This is a genomic window from Caldovatus aquaticus (assembly GCF_019458025.1).
Classification (GTDB): domain Bacteria; phylum Pseudomonadota; class Alphaproteobacteria; order Acetobacterales; family Acetobacteraceae; genus Caldovatus; species Caldovatus aquaticus.
Window position 1 is genome coordinate 1 of the sequence record NZ_JAHZUY010000044.1, and the last position, 22,698, is coordinate 22,698.

Genomic DNA, 22,698 nt, shown 5'->3' on the forward strand with positions numbered 1-22,698 from the left:
CAGAGGCTCGATGATCCGCCATTCCGCCTCACTCAGATCGAACCGCGACATGCCAAGCTCCCGTCCAGCAGGGAACTTGAATCAGATCCCAGCCCGTCGCGTCCAGCAGTTTGGGTTCAGGACCTAGGGCGCGTGCTCGCGCAGCGCGCGGAGCATCGCCACCCCCGCCGCGACCAGCCGCGCGACGAGGCGCGCGCCGTGCGCGGCGGAGGCGCCGCGCGGATCGGCCGCCTGCACGCCGCCCGGCGCCACCTCCTCCACCTCCATCGGCACGGCGAACTCGACCCCCGCGGCGCGGACCGTGCCGAAGCCGCTCGGGGCGAGGCCGAGGACCGCGCCGGCCGGCTGGCGCGGCCGCGCCGCCTCCGGCCGGCAGAGATCGGGGCGCAGCGCGAGCGTCACCGAGGCGACCGGATCGCCGCCATGGCCGAGGGTCGCCGGATCGCCGCCGAGCTCGGCGTGCAGCGCGCCGGCGGCGCGCCAGAGGTGGAGGATCGGCACCACGGCGCCGTGGCGCCGGCGCAGCGCGCGCGCGGCGGCCTCGGCGGCGGCGACGTTCCCCCCGTGGCCGTTGACCATCAGCAGCCGACGCGCGGTCCCGGCGCGCAGGAAGGAGTCGGCCATCTCCTCGATCACCGCCTGCAGCACCGCGCCGGGAAGCGAGATCGAGCCGGGCACGCCGGCGAAGAAGTCCTCGCCGCCGAAGGGGATGGCAGGAGCGACGAGGGCGTCCAGGCCGGCCGCGCCGGCGGCCTCGGCGATGCGGGCGGCGATCTCCTCGGCGAGCAGGTAGTCGCCCATCGGCAGGGCGGGGCCGTGCGTCTCCAGGCTGCCCATCGGCAGCAGCACGGCGGCGCCGGCAGCGAGCCGTGCCGCCACCTCGGGCGCGGGCAGCGCGGCGATGCGCACGGCGCCGCTCACGAGAGGATGTCCAGCGCGGCGCGCGCGAGCGCCTGCACGCCGAGGGCGATGCAGCGCTCGTCCGGCTGGTAGCCCGCGTTGTGCAGCCGGTCGTCGCGGCCCGGCGCGCCGGAGCCGATGCGGAGCTGGAAGCTCGGCACCAGGGCGGCGAAGGCGGAGAAGTCCTCCGCGCCCATCGAGGGCTCGCCCTCCTCGACCACCTCGCCGAGCTGGCGGCGCACCGCGGCGATCGCGGGCCCCAGCACGCGGTCGTCGTTGACCAGCGGCGGCACCATGCGCCGGTAGTCGAGCGTGCAGGCGACGCGCATCGTCGTCTCGAGCCCCGCCACCAGGCGGCGGATCGCCGCCTCGGCGGTGTCGCGCGCGTCGGCGTGCAGGGTGCGCACCGTCCCCTTCAGGTGCACGCGCTCGGGGATGATGTTGTAGGTGGTGCCGCCCTGGACGCTGCCGATCGTCACCACCGCGGGATGGAGCGGCCTGATCTCGCGACTCACCACCGTCTGCGCGTCGGCGATGAAGGAGGCGGCGGCGACGATCGGATCGATCGCGGCGTAGGGGTGGGCGGCGTGGCCGCTCCGGCCGCGGATCGCGAGGTCGAAGCGGTCGGAGGCGGCGAGCGCGGCGCCGCGCACGTAGCCGAAGCGGCCGACCGGCATCTCCGGATGGTTGTGGAAGCCGAGCGCGAGATCCACGCCCGCGGCGGCGCCGTCGGCGATCATCGCGCTCGCCCCCTCGAGCACCTCCTCGGCCGGCTGGAACAGCAGGACGACGCGGCCGGCGAGCTGGGGCGCGAGCTCCCGCAGCACGGCGGCGACGCCGAGCAGCGTCGCGGTGTGGATGTCGTGGCCGCAGGCGTGCATCAGGCCCGGCCGGGTGGAGGCGAAGGGGAGGCCGGTCTCCTCCTGGATCGGCAGGGCGTCCATGTCGGCGCGGATGGCAAGCGTCGGGCCGGGGCGGCCGCCCTCGATCGTCCCGACCACGCCGGTGCGGCCGACGCCGGTGCGGTGCGGTATGCCGAGCCGCGCGAGTTCGGCGGCGACGATTCCCGCCGTGCGTGTCTCCTCGAAGGCGAGTTCGGGGTGCGCGTGGATGTCCCGGCGCAGCGCGACGAGGTGCGGCTCGAGGGCGGCGGCGGCGTCGCGGATGCGGCGGCCGGGGTCGTTCGGAAGCATGGAAACACCTGGACCGGTCGGATGCGTCACGATAAGTGAACATTGTTTCATGGCAAGCCGGGCCGCTTGCGGGGCCGGGGGGCCGCGTGCAATACGCCGGCCGGAACAGGGAGGGACAATGTCGGCACGGCTCCCGCGCCGGGGCTTTCTGATGACGGCCGCGTCCATGGCGGGAGCCACCGCGGGGCCCGCGCGTGCCCAGAGCGGGGCGCCGCCGGGGAACGCCGAGGCTGCCGCCGTCCCGCGCGCGCCGTCTCCCTCCGGACCGCCGATCCGCATCGTCGTCCCCTTCGCGCCCGGCGGCACCACGGACCTCGTCGCGCGCCTGATCGCGGCAGGGCTGCAGGAGAGGCTGGGCGGCACCCCCGTGCTCGTGGAGAACCGGCCTGGCGCCGGCGCGACGCTCGGCAGCCAGCTCGTCGCGGCGAGCCCGCCGGACGGCACGACGCTGGTGATGAGCAACGTCGCCAGCCACGCCATCGGCCCGGCCCTCTACCCGAACGTCCGCTACGACCCGGTGCGCGACTTCACGCACATCGCGCTCGTCGTCTCCAACCCCTCGGTCTGGGTGGCCAACCCGCGCACCGAGCTGCACGGCCTCGCCGACGTGGTGCGCGCGGCGCGCGGCGGGCGCGGGCTCGACGTCGCGACCTCGGGCTCGGGCTCCTCCAACCACCTGCTCGTCGTGCGCTTCGCCCGGCTGGCGCGGGTGGAGCTCAACCACGTGCCCTACCGCGGCGCGGGCCCGGCGATAACCGACCTGATCGCCGGCGTGGTGCCGCTGATGTCGGACAGCCTGCCCTCCGCCTCCGCCCACATCCGCCAGGGCAGCGTCCGCGCGATCGCGATCTCCTCGGCCGAGCGCCATCCCGGCTTCCCGGAGGTGCCGACCTTCCGCGAGCAGGGCTTCGACCTGGTGAGCGGGAGCTGGTTCGGCCTCTCCGGCCCGGCGGGCCTGCCGGCGGCGCTTGCCGGGCGGCTCGCCCGCGCGGTGCAGGAGACGCTCACCGCGCCGGAGGTGCGGGCGCGGCTGATCGAGGCCGGCGGCGCGCCGGGCGACCTGACGCTCGCGGGCTACACGGAATTCGTGCGCGAGGAGCATGCGCGCTGGGGGGCGCTGGTGCGCCTCTCCGGCGCCCGCGTGGAGTGACCGGGCAGGGACGAGCTTGGGAACGATGACGCAGAGGACAGCGGAGGGGCCGGGGACGCCGGCGCCAGGGGACACAACGGCATGAGAATCAACGCGAAGGACCTCTTCTCGGGCCTGATCCTGATCGTGATCGCTCTGGTCGGGCTCTGGCTCAACGCCGACCACGCGATGGGCACGGCCCAGCGCATGGGGCCGGGCTACATGCCCTGGCTCACCTTCATGCTCCAGCTCGTGCTCGGCGCCATCATCGTCGTCCTGGCGCTGAACAGCGGCCCCGACCCGCTGGAGCGCTGGGCGTGGCGCGAGATGTCGCTGGTGCTGCTCGGGATGTGCGTCTTCGGGCTCCTGCTCGAGCGCGGCGGCCTGTTCCTCTCGACGACCGCGATGATCGTCATCGCCTCGCTGGCGGACCGCACGCACCGGCCGCTCGGCGTGCTAGGCGTGACGATCTTCCTGCTCGCGCTGTGCTGGTGGGTGTTCATCCACGAGCTCGACATCCGCGTCAGCGTCTGGCCGCAGTTCTGACCGCGGCGCCAGGCTAGGGAACACACCCGATGGATCTCCTCATCGCCAACCTGGCACACGGCTTCAGCGTCGCGCTGAGCTGGAACAACCTGCTCTTCGCCTTCATCGGCTGCATGATCGGCACGGCGATCGGCGTGCTGCCGGGCATCGGCCCGGTGGCGACGATCTCGCTGCTGCTGCCGATCACCTTCGGGCAGCCGGCGACGACGGCGATCATCATGCTCGCCGGGATCTACTACGGCGCGCAGTACGGCGGCTCGACCACCGCCATCCTGCTGAACCTGCCCGGCGAGGTGTCCTCGGTCGTCACCACCCTCGAGGGCTACAAGATGGCGCGGCGCGGGCGCGCGGGCGCGGCGCTCACCATCGCGGCGCTCGGCTCGTTCTTCGCCGGCTCGGTGGCGACCGTCCTGGTCGCCGCCTCCGGCCCGCTGCTGACCTCGATCGCGCTGTCCTTCGGGCCGGCCGACTACTTCTCGCTGATGCTGCTCGGCCTGATCATCGCCGCGGTGCTGGCGCAGGGCTCGGTCATCAAGTCGGTGGGCATGGTCGTGCTCGGCGTGGCGCTCGGCCTGGTCGGGACCGACGTGCAGACCGGCCAGCAGCGCTTCACCTTCGGCATCCCGGAGCTGTCGGACGGGCTCGGCTTCGCCGCCCTCGCCATGGGCATGTTCGGCATCGCCGAGATCATCCTGAACCTCGAGCGCCCCGAGGCGCGCTCCGTGCTGACCACCAAGGTCGGCAGCCTCTACCTCAACCGCGAGGAGGTGCGGCGGGCCGTCCCCTCGGTGCTGCGCGGCACGCTGGTGGGCTCCGCCCTCGGCATCCTGCCCGGCGGCGGCGCGGCGCTCGCCTCCTTCGGCTCCTACATGATGGAGCGCCGGCTCTCCAAGGGCCGGGCGGAGTTCGGCACCGGCGCGATCGAGGGCGTGGCGGGCCCCGAATCGGCGAACAACGCGGCCTCGCAGACCAGCTTCATCCCGCTGCTCACCCTCGGCATCCCGGCCAACGCGGTGATGGCGCTGATGGTCGGCGCGCTCATCATCCAGGGCATCCAGCCGGGGCCGCGCATGGTGGAGGCGCAGCCGGACCTGTTCTGGGGCCTGATCGCCTCGATGTGGATCGGCAACCTGATGCTGCTGATCATCAACCTGCCGATGATCGGCATGTGGGTGAAGCTGCTGCAGGTGCCCTACCGCTACATGTACCCGGCGATCCTCACCTTCTGCGCGATCGGCATCTACTCGATCAACAACAACGTCTTCGACGTCTACCTGACGGTGCTGTTCGCGATCGCCGGCTACCTGTTCGCCAAGCTGAAGATGGAGCCGGCGCCGCTGCTGATCGGCTTCGTGCTCGGCCCGATGATGGAGGAGCACCTGCGCCGCGCCATGCTGCTCAGCCGCGGCGATCCCTCCGTGTTCATCGAGCGGCCGATCAGCGGCACGCTGCTCGCGATCGCCGCGCTCGCGCTCGGCATGATGCTGCTGCCGAACCTCCGCAGGAAGAAGGAGGAGGCGCTGGCGGGCTAGGGCGGATCGCGGACGGCCGGCAACGGCCGGGAGCGGGAATCCGCCCGGCCGACAGCGGGCCGGAGCCGTGGCCGCGCGCACGGCCGGGCGGAAACGGCTCTGAGCGGGCCGGGAAGGCGGGGGCGCCGGGCCGCGGCGCCCCCTTCCCGTCCGGGAAGCCGCACCACGCCGCCGGGGCCGGACCGCGGCCCGGCGGCTTTTCTTTTGCCCGCGTCCGCCGCATGGTCCGGGGCCCGCCGGCCCGCTGCCGGCAGGCGGCAGGCGTAGGGATGGACGAGGAGCGATGGCGGAAACCGAGGAGCAGGCGGCGCGCCGCGGCGCGGAGGCGGCGGCCGGCGGGGCCGGGCCGATCCTGCCGGTGATCCTCTCGGGCGGATCCGGCACGCGGCTCTGGCCCCTCTCGCGCGAGGGCTATCCGAAGCAGTTCTGGCCCCTGCTCTCCGAGCGCACGCTGCTGGCCGAGACGGCGGCGCGCGCCCAGGGGGCCGCGTTCGCCCCGCCGCTCGTCGTCTGCAACGAGGCGCACCGGTTCCTGGTCGCCGAGCAGCTCCGCCCCTTCCCCGGCAGCCGCATCCTGCTCGAGCCGAAGCCGCGCAACAGCGCGCCGGCGATCGCCGCCGCCGCGCTGGTCGCGGCGGAGGGGGATCCCGCGACGGTGCTCTGGCTGCTCGCCGCCGACCATGCGGTGGCGGACGTGCCCGCGCTGCACGCGGCGCTGGCGCGCGCCGCGGTGGCCGCGCGGGCCGGGCGGATCGTGACCTTCGGCATGACCCCGACCGCGCCCGAGACCGGCTACGGCTACATCGAGGCGGGCGCGGAACTGCCGGAGGCGCCCGGCGTGCGGGCGGTGGCGCGCTTCGTCGAGAAGCCGGACGCGGCGACCGCGGCGCGCTGGCTCGCCGAGGGGCGGCACCTCTGGAACTCGGGCATGTTCGTGGCGACCGCCGGGACGCTGATCGCCGAGCTCGAGCGCCACGCGCCGGCGGTGCTCGAAGCAGCGCGCCGGGCGGTGGCGGGCGCGACGCGCGACCTCGGCTTCGTGCGGCTGGCCGCGGCGGCCTTCGAGGCCGCCCCCTCGATCTCGATCGACTACGCGGTGATGGAGAAGACCGCGCGCGCCGCGGTGGTGCCGGCCGACCTCGGCTGGTCCGACATCGGCTCCTGGGCGGCGCTGTGGGAGGCGCGCGAGAAGGACGCCGCGGGCAACGTCGCCGAGGGGCCGGTGGCGCTGCTCGATTCGGCCGGCTGCTACGTCCGCTCGGAGGGGATCCTGACCGGGGTGGTCGGGCTCCGGGACACGGTGGTGGTGGTGACCGACGACGCGGTGCTGGTGATGCCGCGGGCGCGGGCGCAGGACGTGAAGGCGCTGGTCGAGCGGCTGCGCGCCGCCGGGCGCACGGAGGCGACGGAGCACCGGCGCGTCTACCGCCCCTGGGGGCACTACGAGGGCCTGATCCTCGGCGACCGCTTCCAGGTGAAGAAGATCTCGGTGCGGCCGGGGGCGAAGCTGTCGCTGCAGAAGCACTTCCACCGCGCCGAGCACTGGGTGGTGGTGAGCGGCACCGCGCTCGTCACGCGCGACGGGGAGGAGATCCTGCTGCGCGAGAACGAGAGCATCCACCTGCCCCTCGGCGCCGTGCACCGGCTGGAGAACCCGGGCAAGATCCCGCTGACGCTGATCGAGGTGCAGGTCGGCAGCTACCTCGGCGAGGACGACATCGTGCGCTTCGAGGACACCTACGGCCGGGCGTGAGGGAGGCGGGAGCGCGGGCGGTTCGCCCCCGCGCGCGGCGCCCCCCGCGCGCCGCCGCTCAGCGCAGCCACGCCAGCACGAGCGCCGCCGCCGCCGCGCCCATCGCGAGCGTCGCGAGCCAGCCCAGCAGGCGCAGCCAGCCCGGCAGCCGGCATTCGGGCCCGACCACGCGCGGGTCGTCGGACAGCCACATCACTGCGGCCATCAGGGGCGGCGCCAGCAGCCCGTTGACCACCGCCGCCCAGTAGAGCGCCCGGACCGGATCGAGGCCGAGCGGCTCCGCCACGCCGCCCATCGCGACCACCAGCGCCATCAGCGCGTAGAAGCCGCGCGCCTTGCGGAACGGCCGGTCGAGCCCGCCCTGCTCGCGCCAGCCCGCCGCCTCCTCCACCGCATAGGCGATCGAGGCGGCGAAGGCCGGCAGGGCGAGCATCCCGGTGCCGATCAGCCCGAGGGCGAAGAGCAGCCCCGCCGCGTCGCCGGCCAGCGGCCGCAGCGCCTCCGCCGCCTCGGCGACGGTGCCGATCTCGTGCCGGCCTGCCGCGTGCAGGGTCGCCGCCGCGGCGACCACCACGAACCAGCCGACCAGGTTGGAGATCCCCATGCCGGCCACCGTGTCGAAGCGGATGCGCCGCAGTTCCGCGCGGAGCGCGGCGGGCGGCTCGGTCCCGCCCGCGCTCCCGCCGGTGCGGGCGCGGCGCTCCTCCGCCTCGAGCGAGGCCTGCCAGAAGAACAGGTAGGGGCTGATCGTGGTGCCGAGCACCGCGACCAGCGCCTCCAGCGCGTCCCAGCCGCCGGGCAGGCGCGGCAGCGCGAGGCCGGTCAGCGCCGCGCGCCACTCCACCCCGGCGAGCAGCGCCACCGCGGGATAGGCGAGCAGCGCGAGGGTCAGCCAGCGCAGCGTCGCGGCATAGCGGCGGTAGTCGAGCCACGCCGGGACCCAGACGCAGAGCAGGCCGAACGCCACGGCCCAGAGCCAGCGCGGCCCGCCCACCACCAGGCCGGAGGCGGCGGCGGCCATGGCGCCGAGGTCGGCGGCGAGGTTGACGACATTGGCCACCACCAGCAGGGCCACCGCCGGCCACAGCGCCCAGCCCGGCGCGTGGCGGCGCAGTGCCCCGGCCAGGCCCTGCCCGGTGATGCAGCCGATCCGCGCGCAGGCCTCCTGGATCGCGGCCATGAGCGGCCAGCTCAGCAGCAGCGTCCAGCCGAGCGCGTAGCCGAAGCGGGCGCCGATCTGGGTGTAGGTGCCGAGGCCGGAGGGATCGTCGTCGGCCGCGCCGGTCACCAGCCCGGGCCCGAGGCGGCGCAGGAGACCGTGCCGCCCCGGGGGGTCCGCCGCCTCCGGGGCGGGCGGCGGAGCGGGCGGGAGGGCGCGGTCGGACGGCATTCGGGCGGCGCGGGAACGCCGGGGCGGCGGCATCGTGCCTCCGTCGTCACAAGGCTGGCGGGGTTGTCATCGCCGGCCCGGGCGGGAACGGGACCGGCGGGCCGTCCCTGCCGGGCCTGCGCCGCGCGGGCGCCCCGCCCGGACCGGCAGCGCCGCCACACCCTGGACGCGCCCGCACGGCGCGGCGATGGTGATCGGCGAACGGTCCCTTCTTCCGGCCCACGCCCGATGACGCCCCCCAGCGCGGCCCAGCTTGCCGGCACCGGCGGAGCGGCGCCAGCGCCGCATCCCTGCCGGCCGCCGCGCCGGCTCCGCCCGCACCCGTCGCCCGCCCGGGCGCGCCGGCGCGGCGCCGCCGCGGGCCGGCCGGCGGCCGCGGGCTGACGATGCCGGCCGCCGCCGTGGGCAGCCCGCGGCATCCGGCACCGGGCCATGCCGCGGCGGGCCGGGGCACCAGGCCATGCTGCGGCTGATCGGCGCGCGGCTCGCGCAGATCGCGGTCACGCTCGCGGTGCTGTCCTTCTGCGCCTACGGGCTGATCGGGCTGATGCCGGGCGATCCGATCGATCTCGCCGTCGCCGCCGACCCGCGGCTCTCGGCCGAGGATGCGGCGCGGCTGCGGGCGCTGCACGGGCTCGATCGGCCGCTGCTCGCGCGCTACGGCGCCTGGGCGGGGATGGTGCTCTCCGGCGAGTTCGGCTTCTCGCGCCTGTTCGCGCGGCCGGCGGCGGCGGTGCTGTGGCCGGCGCTCGGCGCGACGCTGGTGCTGCTCGGCGCGGCGCTGGCGCTCGCCGCGGCGGCCGGGATCGGGCTCGGGGCGCTGGCGGCGCTGCGGCCGCGGCTCGCGCCGGCGGTGGACGCGGTGGCGGTGATCGGGCAGTCGGCGCCGTCCTTCTGGCTCGGCATGCTGCTGATCATCCTGTTCGCGGTGCGGCTCGGCTGGCTGCCGGCGGGCGGCGTCGCGGAGGAGGGGGCGGGCGCGGGCGAGGCGCTGCGCTTCCTGGCGCTGCCGGTGGCGACGCTCGCCATCGCCAACCTCGCGGCCTATGCGCGGCACGCCGCGGCGGCGCTGGAGGCGGCGCTGCGCGAGCCCTGGATCCGCTCGGCCCGCGCCCGCGGCGCGCCGGAGCGCGCGGTGCTGTGGCGCCATGCGCTGCCCAACGCGGCGGTGCCGATCCTGACCATCGCGGCGCTGGATGCGGGGGCGCTGGTCTCGGGGGCGCTGGTGACGGAGACGGTGTTCGCGCGGCCGGGGATGGGGAAGCTGATCTACGACGCGGTGATGGGGAACGACTACAACCTGGCGCTGCTCGCGCTGCTGCTGGCGGCGCTGGTGACGATGCTGGCGACGCTGGCGGCGGACCTTGCGCAGCGGGCGCTCGATCCGCGGCTGCGCGATGCGTAGCGGGGCGGGGGTGAGGGTGCGGCTCGCGCTCGGGCTCGCGGTGCTCGGCGCGCTCGCGGCGGCGGCGCTGGCGGCGCCGCTCGCGCAGCACTGGCTCGGGCACGACCCCTTCGCGCCCGACCTGCTGCGGCGGTTCGCGCCGCCCTCGGCCGAGCATCCGCTCGGCACCGACGAGCTCGGGCGCGACCTGCTGCTGCGGCTGCTGCACGGGGCGCGGGTGTCGCTGACGGTCGGGGTGGCGGCGGCGCTGGCGGCGACGCTGCTCGGCACCGCGGCGGGGCTGTTCGCGGCCTGGCGCGGCGGGGTGGCGGACGCGGTGCTGATGCGGATCGCGGACGGGCTGCTCGCGCTGCCGGCGCTGCCGCTGCTGGTGGTGCTGGCGGCGGTGGACCCGGCGCGCGTCGGCCTGCCGCGGGGCGAGGCGGCGACCGACATCCTGCGCATCGTCGCGATCCTCGCGCTGTTCGGCTGGGTGGGCGTGGCGCGGCTCGCGCGCGCGGCGGCGCTCTCGGTGCTGGCGCGCGACTACGTGCGGGCGGCGCGGGCGCTGGGGGCGGGCGAGGCGCGGGTGCTGCTGCGCCACGTGCTGCCGAACATCCTCGGGCCGGTGACGGTGGCGACGGCGCTGGCGGTGGCGGGGGCGATCCTCGCCGAGAGCACGCTGAGCTTCCTGGGGCTGGGGATCCAGCCGCCGGCGCCGTCCTGGGGGAACATGCTGGCGAACGCGCAGGAGATGGTGTTCAGCGCGCCGCTCGCCGCGGTGTGGCCGGGGCTGGCGATCCTGCTCGCGGTGGCAGGGTGCACGCTGGTGGCGGACGGGGTGCGGGGGCGCGGCTGAGGCGGCGCGCCATCCCTCCCCCTCCTCGTCCGCGATCATCCGCGCCAGCGCCGCCGGCCCGGTCGGCATCGGGCAGGGGCCGGTGTCGCGTTCCCGCCGGCGCGCGTTCGGCGCCTCCGCGGTGCGGCGCCGGTGCGCCTGCGGCGGGCTGGCGCCGCGGCGGCACCGGATGACGGTCGTGTCCGGCCAGGAGATGTCGCGGAAGCGCGGCTCACGCGCCGGCGTCACCCGCGCGGCGAAGGGGTGCCGCCGTGGCGCGCCAGCAGCCGGGCGCGGGGGTCGGGCGCAAGCGCGGCGAAGCGGCGGCCCCCGGCGTCCTCGCGCGAGGGGCCGGCGGCGCGCGCGGCGGAGACGGCGCCGGGGCGGCGCACAATGCCGACGACGCGCGCCGTCGCGCCGCGCCGGCGCGTCGGCGGGGAAGAGGCGGCCGACGCGCTCGCGCGATCCCGGCGAGGCGGCCCATGAGGAGGCCGCCGGTGCCGGCGAGGACGACGCCGCGCAGGTCCTCGCGGAAGAGCAGGCCCGCGAGCGCCTCGGCCCGGCTCTCGGTGGCGATGCCGGGGCGGAGCAGGCGCGCGCGCCCGGCGCAGCCGTCGCGCGACGGGGCGAGGACGCGGTGCCCGGCGCCGCGCCGCGCCGCGGCGACGCGCGACCGGACCCGGCCGCCGCTGCAGGCGCGGTGGAGGAGCAGGATGCGGGCCTTGGGGCGACGAGGCCCCCTACCCGCGGAGTCGGGGCCTCGCAGCGGCATCGCCCGATGGGAAGCCGGCGCGGTCGGCGCCGGGCGGAGCGTCCCTCCCTCGCGCCGCCCGGCGGCGGGCGCGGCCATCGCCCGGGCGTGCGTGCCGGCGGCGCGGGATGCGCCGTCGCGGCGGCCAGGCGCCCATCACGGCCAAGGGACGCCGGCGCGCGGGCGATGCCGCGACAGGGGGCGAGACGGGACTCGTCCGGCGAGGCGGCCTTCCGGAACGCGAGGCGAACATCGGCTCTGGTATGCAATCATGCCGCCGACAATCGAAGACTCGTGACCGAAATGCCACTCGATCTGGGGGCGTGTCTGCTGCTCCCGCGCGATATGTTGTGTGGGGGCCGACCTCGGGGCATGTTCCAACGCTGCGGTTGATAGGGGGCGCCAACGTGTTCGATGCCGTTCAGCTGGAGGGTCACGGCCAGGTTCGCGTCGACCGGTCGCGCGATTCGCTGCTGACCGAGTTCGGCAAGGCGACGCTCGACGACCGCTATCTCCTGCCCGGGGAGAGCTACCAGGACCTGTTCGCCCGCGTCGCCAGCGCCTACGGCGACGACTCGGCGCACGCGCAGCGCATCTACGACTACATCTCGCGGCTGTGGTTCATGCCGGCCACCCCGGTGCTGTCCAACGGCGGCACGAATCGCGGGCTGCCGATCTCCTGCTTCCTCAACGAGGCCTCCGACAGCCTCGAGGGGATCGTCGGGCTGTGGAACGAGAACGTCTGGCTGGCGGCGAAGGGCGGGGGGATCGGCAGCTACTGGGGGAACCTGCGCGGCATCGGCGAGAAGGTCGGGCGCAACGGCAAGACCTCGGGCGTGATCCCCTTCATCCGGGTGATGGACAGCCTGACGCTCGCCATAAGCCAGGGCTCGCTGCGGCGCGGCTCGGCCGCGGTCTATCTGCCGGTGAGCCACCCGGAGATCGAGGAGTTCGTCGAGATCCGCCGCCCCACGGGGGGCGACCCCAACCGCAAGGCGCTCAACCTGCACCACGGGGTGCTGGTGCCGGACGCCTTCATGCGCGCGGTGGAGCGCGACGAGGAGTGGCCGCTGGTCTCGCCGAAGGACGGGGCGATCGTGCGCAAGATCCCGGCGCGCGCGCTCTGGATCCGCATCCTCACCGCGCGGATCGAAACCGGCGAGCCCTACCTGGTGTTCTCCGACCACGTGAACCGGGCGCGGCCGGAGCACCACAAGCTGGCGGGGCTGGAGGTGAAGACCTCCAACCTCTGCTCCGAGATCACCCTGCCGACCGGGGTGGACCATCACGGGCGGGAGCGGACGGCGGTCTGCTGCCTCTCCTCGCTCAACCTCGAGAAGTGGTTCGAGTGGAAGGACCATCCGACCTTCATCGAGGACGTGATGCGCTTCCTCGACAACGTGCTGCAGGACTTCATAGACCACGCGCCCGAGACGATGAGCCGCGCCAAGTACAGCGCGATGCGCGAGCGCAGCGTCGGGCTCGGCGTGATGGGCTTCCACTCCTTCCTGCAGTCGCAGCGGGTGCCGTTCGAGAGCGTGGTGGCGAAGGTCTGGAACAGGCGGATGTTCAGGCACATCCGCGAGCAGGCCGACGCCGCCTCGCGCCGGCTGGCGGAGGAGCGCGGCCCCTGCCCCGACGCCGCCGAGTACGGCTTCATGGAGCGCTTCTCCAACAAGCTCGCGATCGCGCCGACGGCGAGCATCTCGATCATCTGCGGCGGGGCGAGCCCCGGGATCGAGCCGATCGCGGCCAACGTCTACAACCACAAGACGCTCTCGGGCAGCTTCATCGTGCGCAACCCCTACCTGCAGCGGGTGCTGGCGGAGCACGGGCGCGACGACGAGGAGACCTGGAACAGCATCACGGTGCGCAAGGGCTCCGTGCAGCACCTCGACTTCCTCTCCGAGCAGGAGAAGGCGGTGTTCAAGACCGCCTTCGAGATCGACCAGCGCTGGGTGGTGGAGCACGCGGCGGACCGCGCGCCCTACATCTGCCAGAGCCAGTCGGTGAACCTGTTCCTGCCGGCCAACGTGCACAAGCGCGACCTGCACCAGATCCACATGATGGCGTGGAAGAAGGGGGTGAAGTCGCTCTACTACTGCCGCAGCCTCTCCATCCAGCGGGCGGACGCGATCAGCGAGAAGGTGCTCGCGGGCGACGTGCTGGCCGCGCCGGCGCGCGAGCAGGCGGCGCCGCCGCTGGCGGCGCGGGCGAACGCCACCGACTACGAGGAATGCCTGGCGTGCCAGTAGGCGCGGCCGGGGGCGGGCGGCTTGCGCGGCATGCGCCGGGCGCGCAGGCGGCGCCGCTCCTGCCGCGACTCCCTGCGCACCGCCTGCCGCGCGCCGCCGGTCGGGCGACGGGACGCTGACCATCCGGCCGGGGCGCCCCGTTCCCGCCCCTCGAACCCCACGGACTCGATTCGCGCCGCATCGGCCGTACCGGTGCGGCGCGCGGCGTTTTCGGCCCGCGCGACGGCGCCCGCGCATGCCGCACCGCGCGGCGGCGCGCGGTGCGCGGACCGGGCAGGCGTCCGCCGCGGCGAGGCTTGCGAGGCACGGCGGCGTGCGCGAGAACGGCGGACGGGAGGATTCGCAATGGTCATCGCACGCCGCACCGCCCTCGCCGCGCCCCTCGCCGCCCTCGCGCCGGCCGCCGCCCGCGCGCAGGACGGCTGGCCGAACCGCCCGATCCGCGTGATCATCGGCTACCCCGCGGGCGGCCCGACCGACTTCGTCGGCCGCCTGCTGCAGGACCCGCTGCAGCGCCTCTGGGGCCAGCCCCTCGTGATCGAGAACCGCGCCGGCGCGAGCCAGATCATCGCCAGCGAGGCGGTCGCCAAGTCGCCGCCCGACGGCTACACGCTGTTCCTCTCGGCCAGCACGCACTCGAGCAACGCCGCGGTCTACGCCCGCCTGCCCTACGACACGATCAACGACTTCACCCCGATCGTCCTGATCTACAGCTCGCCGACCGTGCTGTTCGTCCACCCGGGCCAGCCCTTCCGCAGCGCGCGCGAGCTGGTGGAGGCGGTGAAGCGCCAGCCGGGGATGGCCTTCGCCTCCTCCGGCAACGGCTCCTCGGGGCACTTCGCGCTCGAGATGTTCCGCCGCAAGGCGGGGATCGAGATCACCCACGTCGCCTATCGCGGCGCGCCGCCGGCGCTGCAGGACGTGGTCGCGGGCAACGTGCCGGCGACCTTCAGCACCCTCTCCGGCGCCATCGCCCTGGCGCGCGAGGGCAAGCTGCGCGCCATCGCCATCGCCGCGCCGCGCCGCGTCGAGGTCCTGCCCGGCGTGCCGACGCTCGACGAGGAGGGCCTCGGGATTCCCGACACCAGTCCGTGGTACGGCTTCCTCGGCCCCGCCCGCCTGCCGCGCCCCCTCGTCGAGCGCATCGCCCGCGACGTGCAGGGGCTGCTGCGCGATCCCGCCATCGCGCGGCGCATCGCCGAGACCGGCGGCGTGATCGAAGGCGAAGGCCCGGACGAATTCGCCGCCCGCATCCGCCGCGAGCTCGCCGCCAACGCGGAGATCGCGCGCGCCGCCGGCATCCGCATCGAGTAGCGGCCGCGCCCGGGCGCAGCGCCGCCCGGGCCGCCCGCGCCCGCAGCGCAAGGACCCGCCGCATGAGCCAGCCCGCCGCCCCCTCGCCGGACGAGCACCCGGTCCGCTTCGACCTGCTGACCGCCAACCCGGTCTACAAGCCGTTCCGCTATCCCTGGGCCTACGACGCCTGGCTCACCCAGCAGCGCATCCACTGGCTGCCGGAGGAGGTGCCGCTCGCCGACGACGTGAAGGACTGGCAGCGCAACCTGACGCCTGCCGAGCGCAACCTGCTCACCCAGATCTTCCGCTTCTTCACCCAGGCGGACGTCGAGGTGAACAACTGCTACATGCGCCACTACGCGCAGGTGTTCAAGCCGACCGAGGTGCTGATGATGCTCAGCGCCTTCTCCAACATCGAGACGGTGCACATCGCCGCCTACTCGCACCTGCTCGACACCGTGGGGATGCCGGAGATCGAGTACCAGGCCTTCCTCAAGTACAAGGAGATGAAGGACAAGTACGACTACATGCAGTCCTTCTCGGTGGCCAACCGGACCGAGATCGCCAAGACGCTCGCCGCCTTCGGCGCCTTCACCGAGGGGTTGCAGCTCTTCGCCTCCTTCGCCATCCTCATGAACTTCCCGCGCTTCAACAAGATGAAGGGGATGGGGCAGATCATCTCCTGGTCGGTGCGGGACGAGACGCTGCACTGCCTCTCCATCATCCGCCTGTTCCGCACCTTCATCCAGGAGAACCCGGAGATCTGGACCGAGGATCTCCGGCGCGACCTCTACCTGATCTGCGCCACCATCGTGGACCACGAGGACGCGTTCATCGACCTCGCCTTCGAGCTCGGCGGCGTGCAGGGGCTCGATGCGCCGCAGACCAAGCGCTACATCCGCTACATCGCCGACCGGCGCCTGCAGCAGCTCGGCCTCTCGCCGCTCTACCACATCGAGAAGAACCCGCTGCCCTGGCTCGACGAGATGCTGAACGCGATCGAGCACACCAACTTCTTCGAGAACCGGGCGACGGAATACTCCAAGGCCAGCACCACCGGCACCTGGGAGGAAGCCTTCGCGGATTCCGCCTTCGCCACGCCGCAGCCGGAAGGGGAGATCCTGCCGGCGCGGCACTGAGGGCGCCGGCGCGCGGCCGGGCGGCGGGGCGGGAGGCGGCGGCCCGGCGCGGTGCTGGCCGCGGCCGGAGCGGCCGCCTATCTAGCTCCGCGCGGCACCCCGGCGCCGCGCCGCCCGCGTTCCCCCGGCGCGCGGCGGCGGACCGAGGCCGGGGACCGTGCCGCCCGACCGCCCCCCCGGATCCTCCCGCACGCATGCTCCGCACCCTCCGCCTCCTCTCCCTCGCGCTTCTGGTCCTGCTCGCCGGACTCTGGGCGGCGGCCTGGCTCGGCCGGGCGCCCGGCGAGTCCCTGGGCGACGCCTTCCTGCGCCGGATCGCCGGCCTGTTCGGCGCCGAGATGCCGCTGCCTTCCGCCGGCGGGGTGCGGCTGCCCCAGGGGACCGCCCTCGGCGGCCCGTTCCGCCTCACCGACCATACCGGCCGGACCGTCACCGAGCAGGACTTCGCCGGGCGCTGGCTGCTCGTCTACTTCGGCTACGCCTACTGTCCCGACGTCTGTCCGACCGAGCTCGGCATCATGGCCGCGGCGCTAGACATCCTCGGCCCCGAGGGGGAGCGGGTGACGCCGGTGTTCGTCACCATCGACCCGGAGCGCGACACCCCGGAGGCCCTGGCCGACTACGTCGGACGCTTCCACCCCCGCATGGTCGGCCTGACGGGCAGCGCCGAGCAGGTGGCGGAGGCGGCACGGCGCTACCGGGTGTACTACGCCCGCGCCCGCAGCCCGGACCACACCGGCTACCTGATGGACCACTCCAGCTTCCTCTACCTCGTCGGTCCGGACGGGAGGGTCCGCAGCCTGTTCCGCCCCGGCACCGAGCCGGAGGCGATCGCCGCCGCGGTCCGCGCCCAGATGCGCGGCTCTTGAATCACCGGGTATCGGCGGGATAGTCGCTAGGTTATTGTTCCGTCCCGTTGCATGGGACGCGCCGCCGCTCTCCGGGGGGCGGGAACCGCGGCGCTAGGGGGGCAGATATGGCCGAGAATCAACACGATCAGGACCCGGACGGTCCGCGCGACGGCGCCAGGGGGAGCGCGAACGGGCCGCCGCGTTACACGCGCCGGTTGTCCGACAAGATCCTCATCGCCTTCCACCATGCCTGCGACCAGGGCGATTTCGAGGTGGCGGAGGAGCTGCTGCGCATCCTCGAGATGATGCTCACCCGCCGCCCGATGGCGCCCGACCAGAACCGGCGCAAGAACATGGAGAGCCTGGTCGCGGCCCATGAGCGGCTGTGGCTGCTCCGGCATCCGGAGGCGAAGGAGCAGTAGCGGCCGGCGCCCGCCGGAGAGCGCCGCGCGGGCCCGGCGCCACGGCCGCCGGACGCGGCGGCGCGCCGGCCGGCGGCGCGGATCAGCCGAGGTCGAGCGGCGCGGCGTCGCGCAGCACGGCCTGCGCGGCGGCGGTGTAGCCGCCCCCCGGCGGCGGCTCGTGCAGCGTCAGGCCCGGCAGCACGCGGGCCGGGCCGCGGCCGCCGCGCACCGCCCGCAGCAGGACGCGCTTCGCCGGCTCCCCGGCGCGCGGCCAGAAGGGCAGCAGCGCGACCGCGCCGCAGCCGGCCGCACGCAGCGCCGCAACGCCGGCGTCGAAGCGGGCGGCCGGCAGGATCAGGCTCGCCGTGCCGCGGCGCGGGCGGAGCGCGGCGGCGAGGAAGCGCGCCCAGTCCTCCAGGGTGGCGCCGCTCTCGTGGGTCGCGGCCTGGCGGGCGGCGCCGGGCGGCGGCGTGCCGGCAGGCCAGAAGGGCGGATTGGCGAAGGCGTGATCGAAGGGGCCGAGGCGGCGGGCGAGCGCCGGGTCGGCGACGTCGCCCTCCACCACCGCAACCTGCCCGGCGAGGCCGGCGGCCGCGGCGTTCTCGCGCGCCAGCGCCGCCAGCGCCGGGTCGCGCTCGACGGCGACGATCGAGAGGCCGGACACGCGGGCGGCGAGACAGAGGAAGGCGGCGCCGCTGCCGCAGCCGGCCTCCAGCACCCGCTCCCCGGGCCGGGCGGGCACGGCGGCGGCGAGCAGCACCGGATCAATGGCGGCGCGGAAGCCGCCGCCGCGCGGCGGCTGGCGCAGCCGCACCCGCCCGCCGAGGAGCGCGTCCGCCGCAGACGGCGCGGCGGCGTCAGGCGGGCGCATCGCGCGGCAGCTCGCCCGCCTCGCGCAGCACGGCGCGCGCCGCGCCCGCGTCGCGCGCGGCGACCGCGAGGCGGCGGGGGAAGGCGCCGATATTGCCCTCGACCGCAGCGATGTGCGCATCGAGCACGACGCAGCCGATGCCGGCGTCGCGCAGCAGGGCGGCGAGGAAGGAGAGGCGGACCGGATCGCCGGTGACCGCGACGACGCGCAGGCCGTCCTCTGCCAAGCCGTTGTTTTCCCTTTGCTTGCCGCCCGCCGGGCCGGCCGTTATGGTGCCGCGCCCGCGCCGAGGTCAAGCCGAGAGTGAGTGCCGCCGCCGCATCAGCCGCGTCCGCGACCGGATCGCAGGAGGCCTCCGCCAGCCGCGGCGAGGACGCCCTCGCCGCGCTGACCGAGCTGGTTCGCGCCGACCTCGAGGCCTGCAACCGCCTGATCGTCGAGCGGATGCAGAGCCCGGTGGCGCTGATCCCCCAGCTCGCCGCGCACATCGTCGCCGCCGGGGGCAAGCGGCTGCGGCCGCTGCTCACCCTCGCCGCGGCGCGGATGTGCGGCTACCGGGGCGAGCGCCACATCGCGCTCGCGGCCTGCGTCGAGTTCATCCACACCGCGACGCTGCTGCACGACGACGTGGTGGACGAGAGCGCGCTCCGGCGCGGCCAGGCCAGCGCCAACGCGCTGTTCGGCAACAAGCCCTCGGTGCTGGTGGGGGATTTCCTGTTCGCCCGCGCCTTCCAGCTGATGGTGGCGGACGGCTCGCTGCGCGTGCTCGCCATCCTCTCCGAGGCGGCGGCGACCATCGCCGAGGGCGAGGTGCTGCAGCTCGTCACCCAGAACGACACCGCCACCACCGAGGCGCAGTATCTCGCGGTGATCGAGGGCAAGACGGCGGCGCTGTTCGCCGCCGCGACCGAGATCGGCGCCGTGGTCGCCGGCCGGCCGGCGGCGGAGGCGGAGGCGCTGCGCACCTACGGCCGCAACCTCGGCATGGCGTTCCAGCTCGTGGACGACGCCCTCGACTACGCAGCGGAGCAGGCGGCGCTCGGCAAGACCGTCGGCGACGACTTCCGCGAGGGGAAGATCACGCTCCCGGTCCTGCTCGCCTTCGCCCGCGGCGACGAGGCGGAGCGCGCCTTCTGGCGCCGCGCGCTCGAGGAGCGCGCGCAGGGCGAGGGCGACCTCGCGCGCGCCCAGGCGCTGCTCGTGCGCCACGGGGCGCTGCGCGACACCCTCGGGCGCGCGCGCGAATACGGCGCCGCCGCGCTCTCCGCGCTCGCGGGCTTCGCGGACGGGCCGGAGCGGCGGGCGCTGGCCGAGATCGTGCGCTTCTGCGTGGACCGGGCGCGCTAGGGCGGATCGCGGCAGCAGATCGCGCGCGGCCGGAGAACGCCGGGAGCGCGGATCCGCCCGGCAGATCACGAGCCGCGGCCGTTGCCGCGAGGACGGCCCAGCGGAAACGGCGCCAGCGCGGATCGCGGGCGGCCTGCGACAGGCGGGCGCGCGCATCGGCCCGGGGGACGGCGCCCCGGGGCCGCTGCCGCGGGCCCCGCGAAGGGAAGGCGGCGGTCGCGCAGGGGGGGGCCTCCCGCGCCGCGCCGGCCGGCTCAGCCGGACCGGGACCGGGGCGGCAGCCCGGCGGCCGCCACGGCGGCGAGCAGCAGCGCGGCATACCACCAGGCCTGCCAGGCGCCGAAGCTGAGCAGCGCGGACACCGCCGCGGCGGCGAAGGCGCCCGCGGCGGCCGGCGGATGCGGCGCCGCGCGCGCCACGGCGCGGCCGAGCAGCAGCACCAGCGCCGCCGCCAGCAGCGCGCCCGGAACGCCGAGCTCCAGCCGCACCTGCAAGGCGGCGCTGTGGGGATGCAGCGGCATCCGCTCGGCGGCGCCGGGGGCGAGGAGGAAGGCGCGCTGCGCCGGGGCGGTGAGGCCGAGCCGGTCGAGGGTCGCCGCATCCGGCCCCTCGCGCCCGCCGGGGAGGGCGCGGCTCGCCTCCATCCCCCACCCCAGCAGCGGCCGTTCGGCGATGCGCGCCAGGGCGAAGTCCCAGATCGCCAGGCGATGCGCCGCCGAGTGCGGCAGCGTGGCGGCCAGCCGCGGTGCGGCGGCCGCGAGCGCCGGGCCGAGCAGCGCGGGGCCGAGCAGGAGGAGCGCCGCCAGCGCCGCGCCGAGCAGCCGCGGGGCGAGGCGCGGCGCACGCCACGCCGCGCCGGCCGCCGCCAGCCCGGCGAGCGCGGCGAGCTTCGGCGACTCCCCTGGCAGCGCCAGGAGGATCGCCACCCCGCCGCCGAGCAGCGCGGCGCGCGCCCAGCCCGGCCAGGGCGCGGCGAGGACGAGCGGCAGCAGCATCGCCATCACCGCCGCCGCCGGCTTGAGGCCGAAGGCGAGCGTCGCCGGCGCCTCGCGCAGCCCGCGCACCGCGGCGCGCAGCGCGTGGCCGCCGAGCTGATCGGCCAGCGCCGCGGCGAGGCCGAGGGCGAGGCCGAGCGCCAGCCAGCGGGCGAGCCGCGTCCGCGCCGCCGCCCCCTCCGCCGCCACCGCGCGCGCCGCCGCGCCGCCGAGCAGGACCGCGGCGGCGAAGCCCGCGCCGGCCCGCAGGCTGTGCGCCGGCGCGACCGACCACGCGGCGCCGATCGCGCCCCAGAGCCCGAGCGCGACCGCCGCCCAGACCGCGCCCCCGCGCGGCCAGGGCCAGGCGCCGCGGGCCCGGCGATGGGCGAGCACGGCAAGCGCCATCGCCGCCAGGGCGAGAGGCGCCATCGCCTTGGACTGCAGCACGGCGACGCCCGGCGCGGCGGCGAGCGCCACCGCGACCGGCAGGCTCGGCGAACGGAGCGCCGGGGCGGCGAGGCGCGGCGCGGCGCGCGGCGCGGGCGGGGACGGGATCACGGCCGGACCGGGGCGGAGCGAGGGCGCGCCCTGCCCCGGCTCGCGGCCCGGGAAGGCGCGCGGCGGGCGGCGCGGCGCGCGTCAGACCACCGCGAGGCGCTCGCGCCGCAGCTCCGCCGTCAGCGCATCGAGCGCCGCGGCGGTGCGGTCGAGCATCGCGTCGATCTCCGCCTCGGTGATGATCAGCGGCGGCGAGAAGGCGATGGTGTCGCCGATCAGGGCGCGCAGGATCACGCCGTGCTCCTCGCCGAGCTTCGCGAGCCGCAGGCCGATCTTCCTCGTCGGGTCGAAGTTCCGGCGCGCCGCCTTGTCCTCGACCAGCTCGATCGCGGCGATGAGGCCGAGGCCGCGCACCTCGCCGACCAGCGGGTGGTCGCCGAAGCGCTCGCGCAGCGCCTTCTGCATGTAGGGGCCGACGCGGCGGACATGGTCGAGGAGGCCGATCTCGTCGTAGATCTTCAGCGCCTCGACCGCGACCGCGGCGGGGACCGGGTGGCCGGAGTAGGTGAAGCCGTGGCCCCAGGTGCCGACGCTGTGGCTGCCCTCGGCGATGCCCTCGAACACCTTGTCGTTGATCAGCACCGCCGAGATCGGCAGGAAGCTCGCCGACAGCGCCTTGGCGCAGGTGAGGATGTCGGGCTGGATGCCGAAGCTCTGGCAGCCCCAGTAGTTGCCGGTGCGGCCGAAGCCGCAGATCACCTCGTCGGCGACCAGCAGCACGTCGTGCCGGCGCAGCACCGCCTGGATCTTCTCGAAGTAGGTGGCGGGCGGGACGATCACCCCGCCCGCGCCCATCACCGGCTCGGCCCAGAAGGCGGCCACCGTCTCCGGCCCCTCGCGCTGGATCACGGCCTCCAGCTCCTCGGCGAGACGGGTCGCGAACTGCTCCTCCGTCTCGCCGGGCTGCGCGCCGTGGTAGTGGTGCGGCGTCGAGACGTGGAGGAAGCCGGGAAGCGGCAGGTCGAACAGCTTGTGGTTCGCGGGCAGGCCGGTGAGCGAGCCGGAGGCGACGGTGATGCCGTGATAGGCCCTGAGGCGCGAGATGATCTTCTTCTTCCGCGGCCGGCCGAGCGCGTTGTTGTAGTACCAGATCATCTTGACCGCGCTGTCGTTGGCCTCGGAGCCGGAGTTGGCGAAGAACGCCTTGCTCATCGGCGCCGGCGCGCGCTCGATCAGCATCTCGGCGAGCTCGATCATCGGCTCGTGCGACTTCGCGGTGAAGGCGTGGTAGAAGGGCAGCCTGCGCATCTGCGCCGTCGCCGCCTGCACCAGCCGCTCGTTGTCGAAGCCGAGGGCGGCGCACCAGAGGCCGGCCACCGCCTCGATGTACTCCTTGCCCTGGTCGTCCCAGACCCGCACGCCCTTGCCGCGCGTGATCACCACGGGACCGGCCTGCTGGTGCAGCCGGTGGTCGGTGTAGGGGTGGAGGACGCTCGCGATGTCGCGCGCGGCGTTGGAGTTGCGGGGCGGGGTCATGGGACGGGCCTCTGCGTGGGCGTGCCACTGTAGGGCGGCCCGCCGCGAAACCCAAGAGCGGCGCCGCCGGGCCGCGCTTCAATCGAAGCGGAATTGCTCGGCGGCGAT

At 75.4% G+C, this 22,698-nt stretch carries 19 protein-coding genes; 12 read left to right on the forward strand and 7 right to left on the reverse strand.

The features are described from left to right. Positions 1 to 123: 123 nt before the first annotated feature. Together K1J50_RS13815 and K1J50_RS13820 are read right to left on the reverse strand one after the other, a co-directional pair. Entirely contained in the window at positions 124 to 921 is a 798-nt protein-coding gene (locus K1J50_RS13815; protein ID WP_220118322.1) for a creatininase family protein, read from the reverse strand. Continuing rightward, the gene (locus tag K1J50_RS13820) at positions 918 to 2,093 is read right to left on the reverse strand and encodes a M20 metallopeptidase family protein (RefSeq protein ID WP_220118323.1); all 1,176 of its coding nucleotides are present in this window, start codon (positions 2,091 to 2,093) and stop codon (positions 918 to 920) included. The genes K1J50_RS13815 and K1J50_RS13820 overlap by 4 nt, the downstream gene beginning before the upstream one ends. A gap of 166 nt (positions 2,094 to 2,259) precedes the next feature. On the opposite strand from K1J50_RS13820, the gene K1J50_RS13825 reads away from it, so the two are divergent. From K1J50_RS13825 to K1J50_RS13840, 4 genes are all read left to right on the forward strand, one after another. Beyond that, positions 2,260 to 3,243, forward strand: coding sequence for a Bug family tripartite tricarboxylate transporter substrate binding protein (locus K1J50_RS13825; protein ID WP_220118325.1), 984 nt, complete (start codon positions 2,260 to 2,262; stop codon positions 3,241 to 3,243). A gap of 81 nt (positions 3,244 to 3,324) precedes the next feature. Beyond that, on the forward strand, positions 3,325 to 3,768 hold the full coding sequence (locus K1J50_RS13830) for a tripartite tricarboxylate transporter TctB family protein (RefSeq protein WP_220118326.1): 444 nt from the start codon (positions 3,325 to 3,327) through the stop codon (positions 3,766 to 3,768). A 29-nt stretch (positions 3,769 to 3,797) separates the two neighbouring features. Beyond that, entirely contained in the window at positions 3,798 to 5,300 is a 1,503-nt protein-coding gene (locus K1J50_RS13835) for a tripartite tricarboxylate transporter permease (protein ID WP_220118328.1), read from the forward strand. Positions 5,301 to 5,583: 283 nt separating this feature from the next. Next, positions 5,584 to 7,053 carry a mannose-1-phosphate guanylyltransferase/mannose-6-phosphate isomerase gene (locus K1J50_RS13840; RefSeq protein WP_220118330.1) on the forward strand — a complete coding sequence of 490 codons (1,470 nt, stop codon included), beginning with the start codon at positions 5,584 to 5,586 and terminating at the stop codon, positions 7,051 to 7,053. A gap of 58 nt (positions 7,054 to 7,111) precedes the next feature. Here the strand turns inward: K1J50_RS13840 and K1J50_RS13845 are convergent, their stop codons facing one another. Beyond that, positions 7,112 to 8,341, reverse strand: coding sequence for an NRAMP family divalent metal transporter (locus K1J50_RS13845; protein WP_369413603.1), 1,230 nt, complete (start codon positions 8,339 to 8,341; stop codon positions 7,112 to 7,114). Positions 8,342 to 8,903: 562 nt separating this feature from the next. On the opposite strand from K1J50_RS13845, the gene K1J50_RS13850 reads away from it, so the two are divergent. The 7 genes from K1J50_RS13850 (at position 8,904) to K1J50_RS13880 (ending at position 17,379) form a co-directional block, all read left to right on the forward strand. Next, positions 8,904 to 9,848, forward strand: a complete 945-nt coding sequence (locus K1J50_RS13850) for an ABC transporter permease (protein ID WP_220118334.1) — start codon at positions 8,904 to 8,906, stop codon at positions 9,846 to 9,848. Positions 9,849 to 9,858: 10 nt separating this feature from the next. Further along, the gene (locus K1J50_RS13855) at positions 9,859 to 10,686 is read left to right on the forward strand and encodes an ABC transporter permease (protein WP_369413604.1); all 828 of its coding nucleotides are present in this window, start codon (positions 9,859 to 9,861) and stop codon (positions 10,684 to 10,686) included. A gap of 1,137 nt (positions 10,687 to 11,823) precedes the next feature. Then, positions 11,824 to 13,671: a ribonucleoside-diphosphate reductase subunit alpha gene (locus tag K1J50_RS13860; RefSeq protein WP_369413605.1), complete on the forward strand. Its 1,848-nt coding sequence runs from the start codon at positions 11,824 to 11,826 to the stop codon at positions 13,669 to 13,671. A gap of 345 nt (positions 13,672 to 14,016) precedes the next feature. Further along, complete coding sequence (locus K1J50_RS13865) at positions 14,017 to 14,985, forward strand: tripartite tricarboxylate transporter substrate binding protein (protein WP_220118340.1); 969 nt, start codon at positions 14,017 to 14,019, stop codon at positions 14,983 to 14,985. Between the two features lie 62 nt (positions 14,986 to 15,047). Next, a complete protein-coding gene (locus K1J50_RS13870; protein WP_220118341.1) occupies positions 15,048 to 16,106 on the forward strand; it encodes a ribonucleotide-diphosphate reductase subunit beta in 1,059 nt (352 codons plus the stop codon). A gap of 194 nt (positions 16,107 to 16,300) precedes the next feature. Next, complete coding sequence (locus K1J50_RS13875) at positions 16,301 to 16,975, forward strand: SCO family protein (RefSeq protein WP_220118342.1); 675 nt, start codon at positions 16,301 to 16,303, stop codon at positions 16,973 to 16,975. 197 nt (positions 16,976 to 17,172) lie between these two features. After that, the gene (locus K1J50_RS13880; protein ID WP_255575286.1) at positions 17,173 to 17,379 is read left to right on the forward strand and encodes a hypothetical protein; all 207 of its coding nucleotides are present in this window, start codon (positions 17,173 to 17,175) and stop codon (positions 17,377 to 17,379) included. Positions 17,380 to 17,461: 82 nt separating this feature from the next. On the opposite strand, the gene K1J50_RS13885 is transcribed toward K1J50_RS13880, so the two are convergent. Together K1J50_RS13885 and K1J50_RS13890 are read right to left on the reverse strand one after the other, a co-directional pair. Further along, a complete protein-coding gene (locus K1J50_RS13885) occupies positions 17,462 to 18,232 on the reverse strand; it encodes a tRNA1(Val) (adenine(37)-N6)-methyltransferase (RefSeq protein WP_220118346.1) in 771 nt (256 codons plus the stop codon). Continuing rightward, complete coding sequence (locus K1J50_RS13890; RefSeq protein WP_255575287.1) at positions 18,219 to 18,458, reverse strand: putative signal transducing protein; 240 nt, start codon at positions 18,456 to 18,458, stop codon at positions 18,219 to 18,221. Before K1J50_RS13890 ends, K1J50_RS13885 begins: the two co-directional genes overlap by 14 nt. 77 nt (positions 18,459 to 18,535) lie before the next feature. On the opposite strand from K1J50_RS13890, the gene K1J50_RS13895 reads away from it, so the two are divergent. After that, positions 18,536 to 19,579 (forward strand): polyprenyl synthetase family protein, encoded by a 1,044-nt coding sequence (locus K1J50_RS13895; RefSeq protein ID WP_220118348.1) that lies wholly within the window; start codon positions 18,536 to 18,538, stop codon positions 19,577 to 19,579. Between the two features lie 254 nt (positions 19,580 to 19,833). Here the strand turns inward: K1J50_RS13895 and K1J50_RS19630 are convergent, their stop codons facing one another. After that, positions 19,834 to 21,114: an O-antigen ligase family protein gene (locus K1J50_RS19630; RefSeq protein WP_220118350.1), complete on the reverse strand. Its 1,281-nt coding sequence runs from the start codon at positions 21,112 to 21,114 to the stop codon at positions 19,834 to 19,836. 81 nt (positions 21,115 to 21,195) lie between these two features. Next, on the reverse strand, positions 21,196 to 22,590 hold the full coding sequence (locus tag K1J50_RS13905; RefSeq protein WP_220118351.1) for an aspartate aminotransferase family protein: 1,395 nt from the start codon (positions 22,588 to 22,590) through the stop codon (positions 21,196 to 21,198). Positions 22,591 to 22,698: the final 108 nt, after the last annotated feature.

Excerpts from the sequence above, each read along its gene's own strand:
- K1J50_RS13905 (WP_220118351.1), bottom strand. The coding sequence starts at position 22,590 with ATGACCCCGCCCCGCAACTCCAACGCCGCGCGCGACATCGCGAGCGTC.
- K1J50_RS13840 (WP_220118330.1), top strand. The coding sequence starts at position 5,584 with ATGGCGGAAACCGAGGAGCAGGCGGCGCGCCGCGGCGCGGAGGCGGCG.
- K1J50_RS13870 (WP_220118341.1), top strand. The coding sequence starts at position 15,048 with ATGAGCCAGCCCGCCGCCCCCTCGCCGGACGAGCACCCGGTCCGCTTC.
- K1J50_RS13885 (WP_220118346.1), bottom strand. The coding sequence starts at position 18,232 with ATGCGCCCGCCTGACGCCGCCGCGCCGTCTGCGGCGGACGCGCTCCTC.
- K1J50_RS13835 (WP_220118328.1), top strand. The coding sequence starts at position 3,798 with ATGGATCTCCTCATCGCCAACCTGGCACACGGCTTCAGCGTCGCGCTG.
- K1J50_RS13820 (WP_220118323.1), bottom strand. The coding sequence starts at position 2,093 with ATGCTTCCGAACGACCCCGGCCGCCGCATCCGCGACGCCGCCGCCGCC.
- K1J50_RS13830 (WP_220118326.1), top strand. The coding sequence starts at position 3,325 with ATGAGAATCAACGCGAAGGACCTCTTCTCGGGCCTGATCCTGATCGTG.
- K1J50_RS13825 (WP_220118325.1), top strand. The coding sequence starts at position 2,260 with ATGGCGGGAGCCACCGCGGGGCCCGCGCGTGCCCAGAGCGGGGCGCCG.
- K1J50_RS13850 (WP_220118334.1), top strand. The coding sequence starts at position 8,904 with ATGCTGCGGCTGATCGGCGCGCGGCTCGCGCAGATCGCGGTCACGCTC.
- K1J50_RS13865 (WP_220118340.1), top strand. The coding sequence starts at position 14,017 with ATGGTCATCGCACGCCGCACCGCCCTCGCCGCGCCCCTCGCCGCCCTC.
- K1J50_RS13875 (WP_220118342.1), top strand. The coding sequence starts at position 16,301 with ATGCTCCGCACCCTCCGCCTCCTCTCCCTCGCGCTTCTGGTCCTGCTC.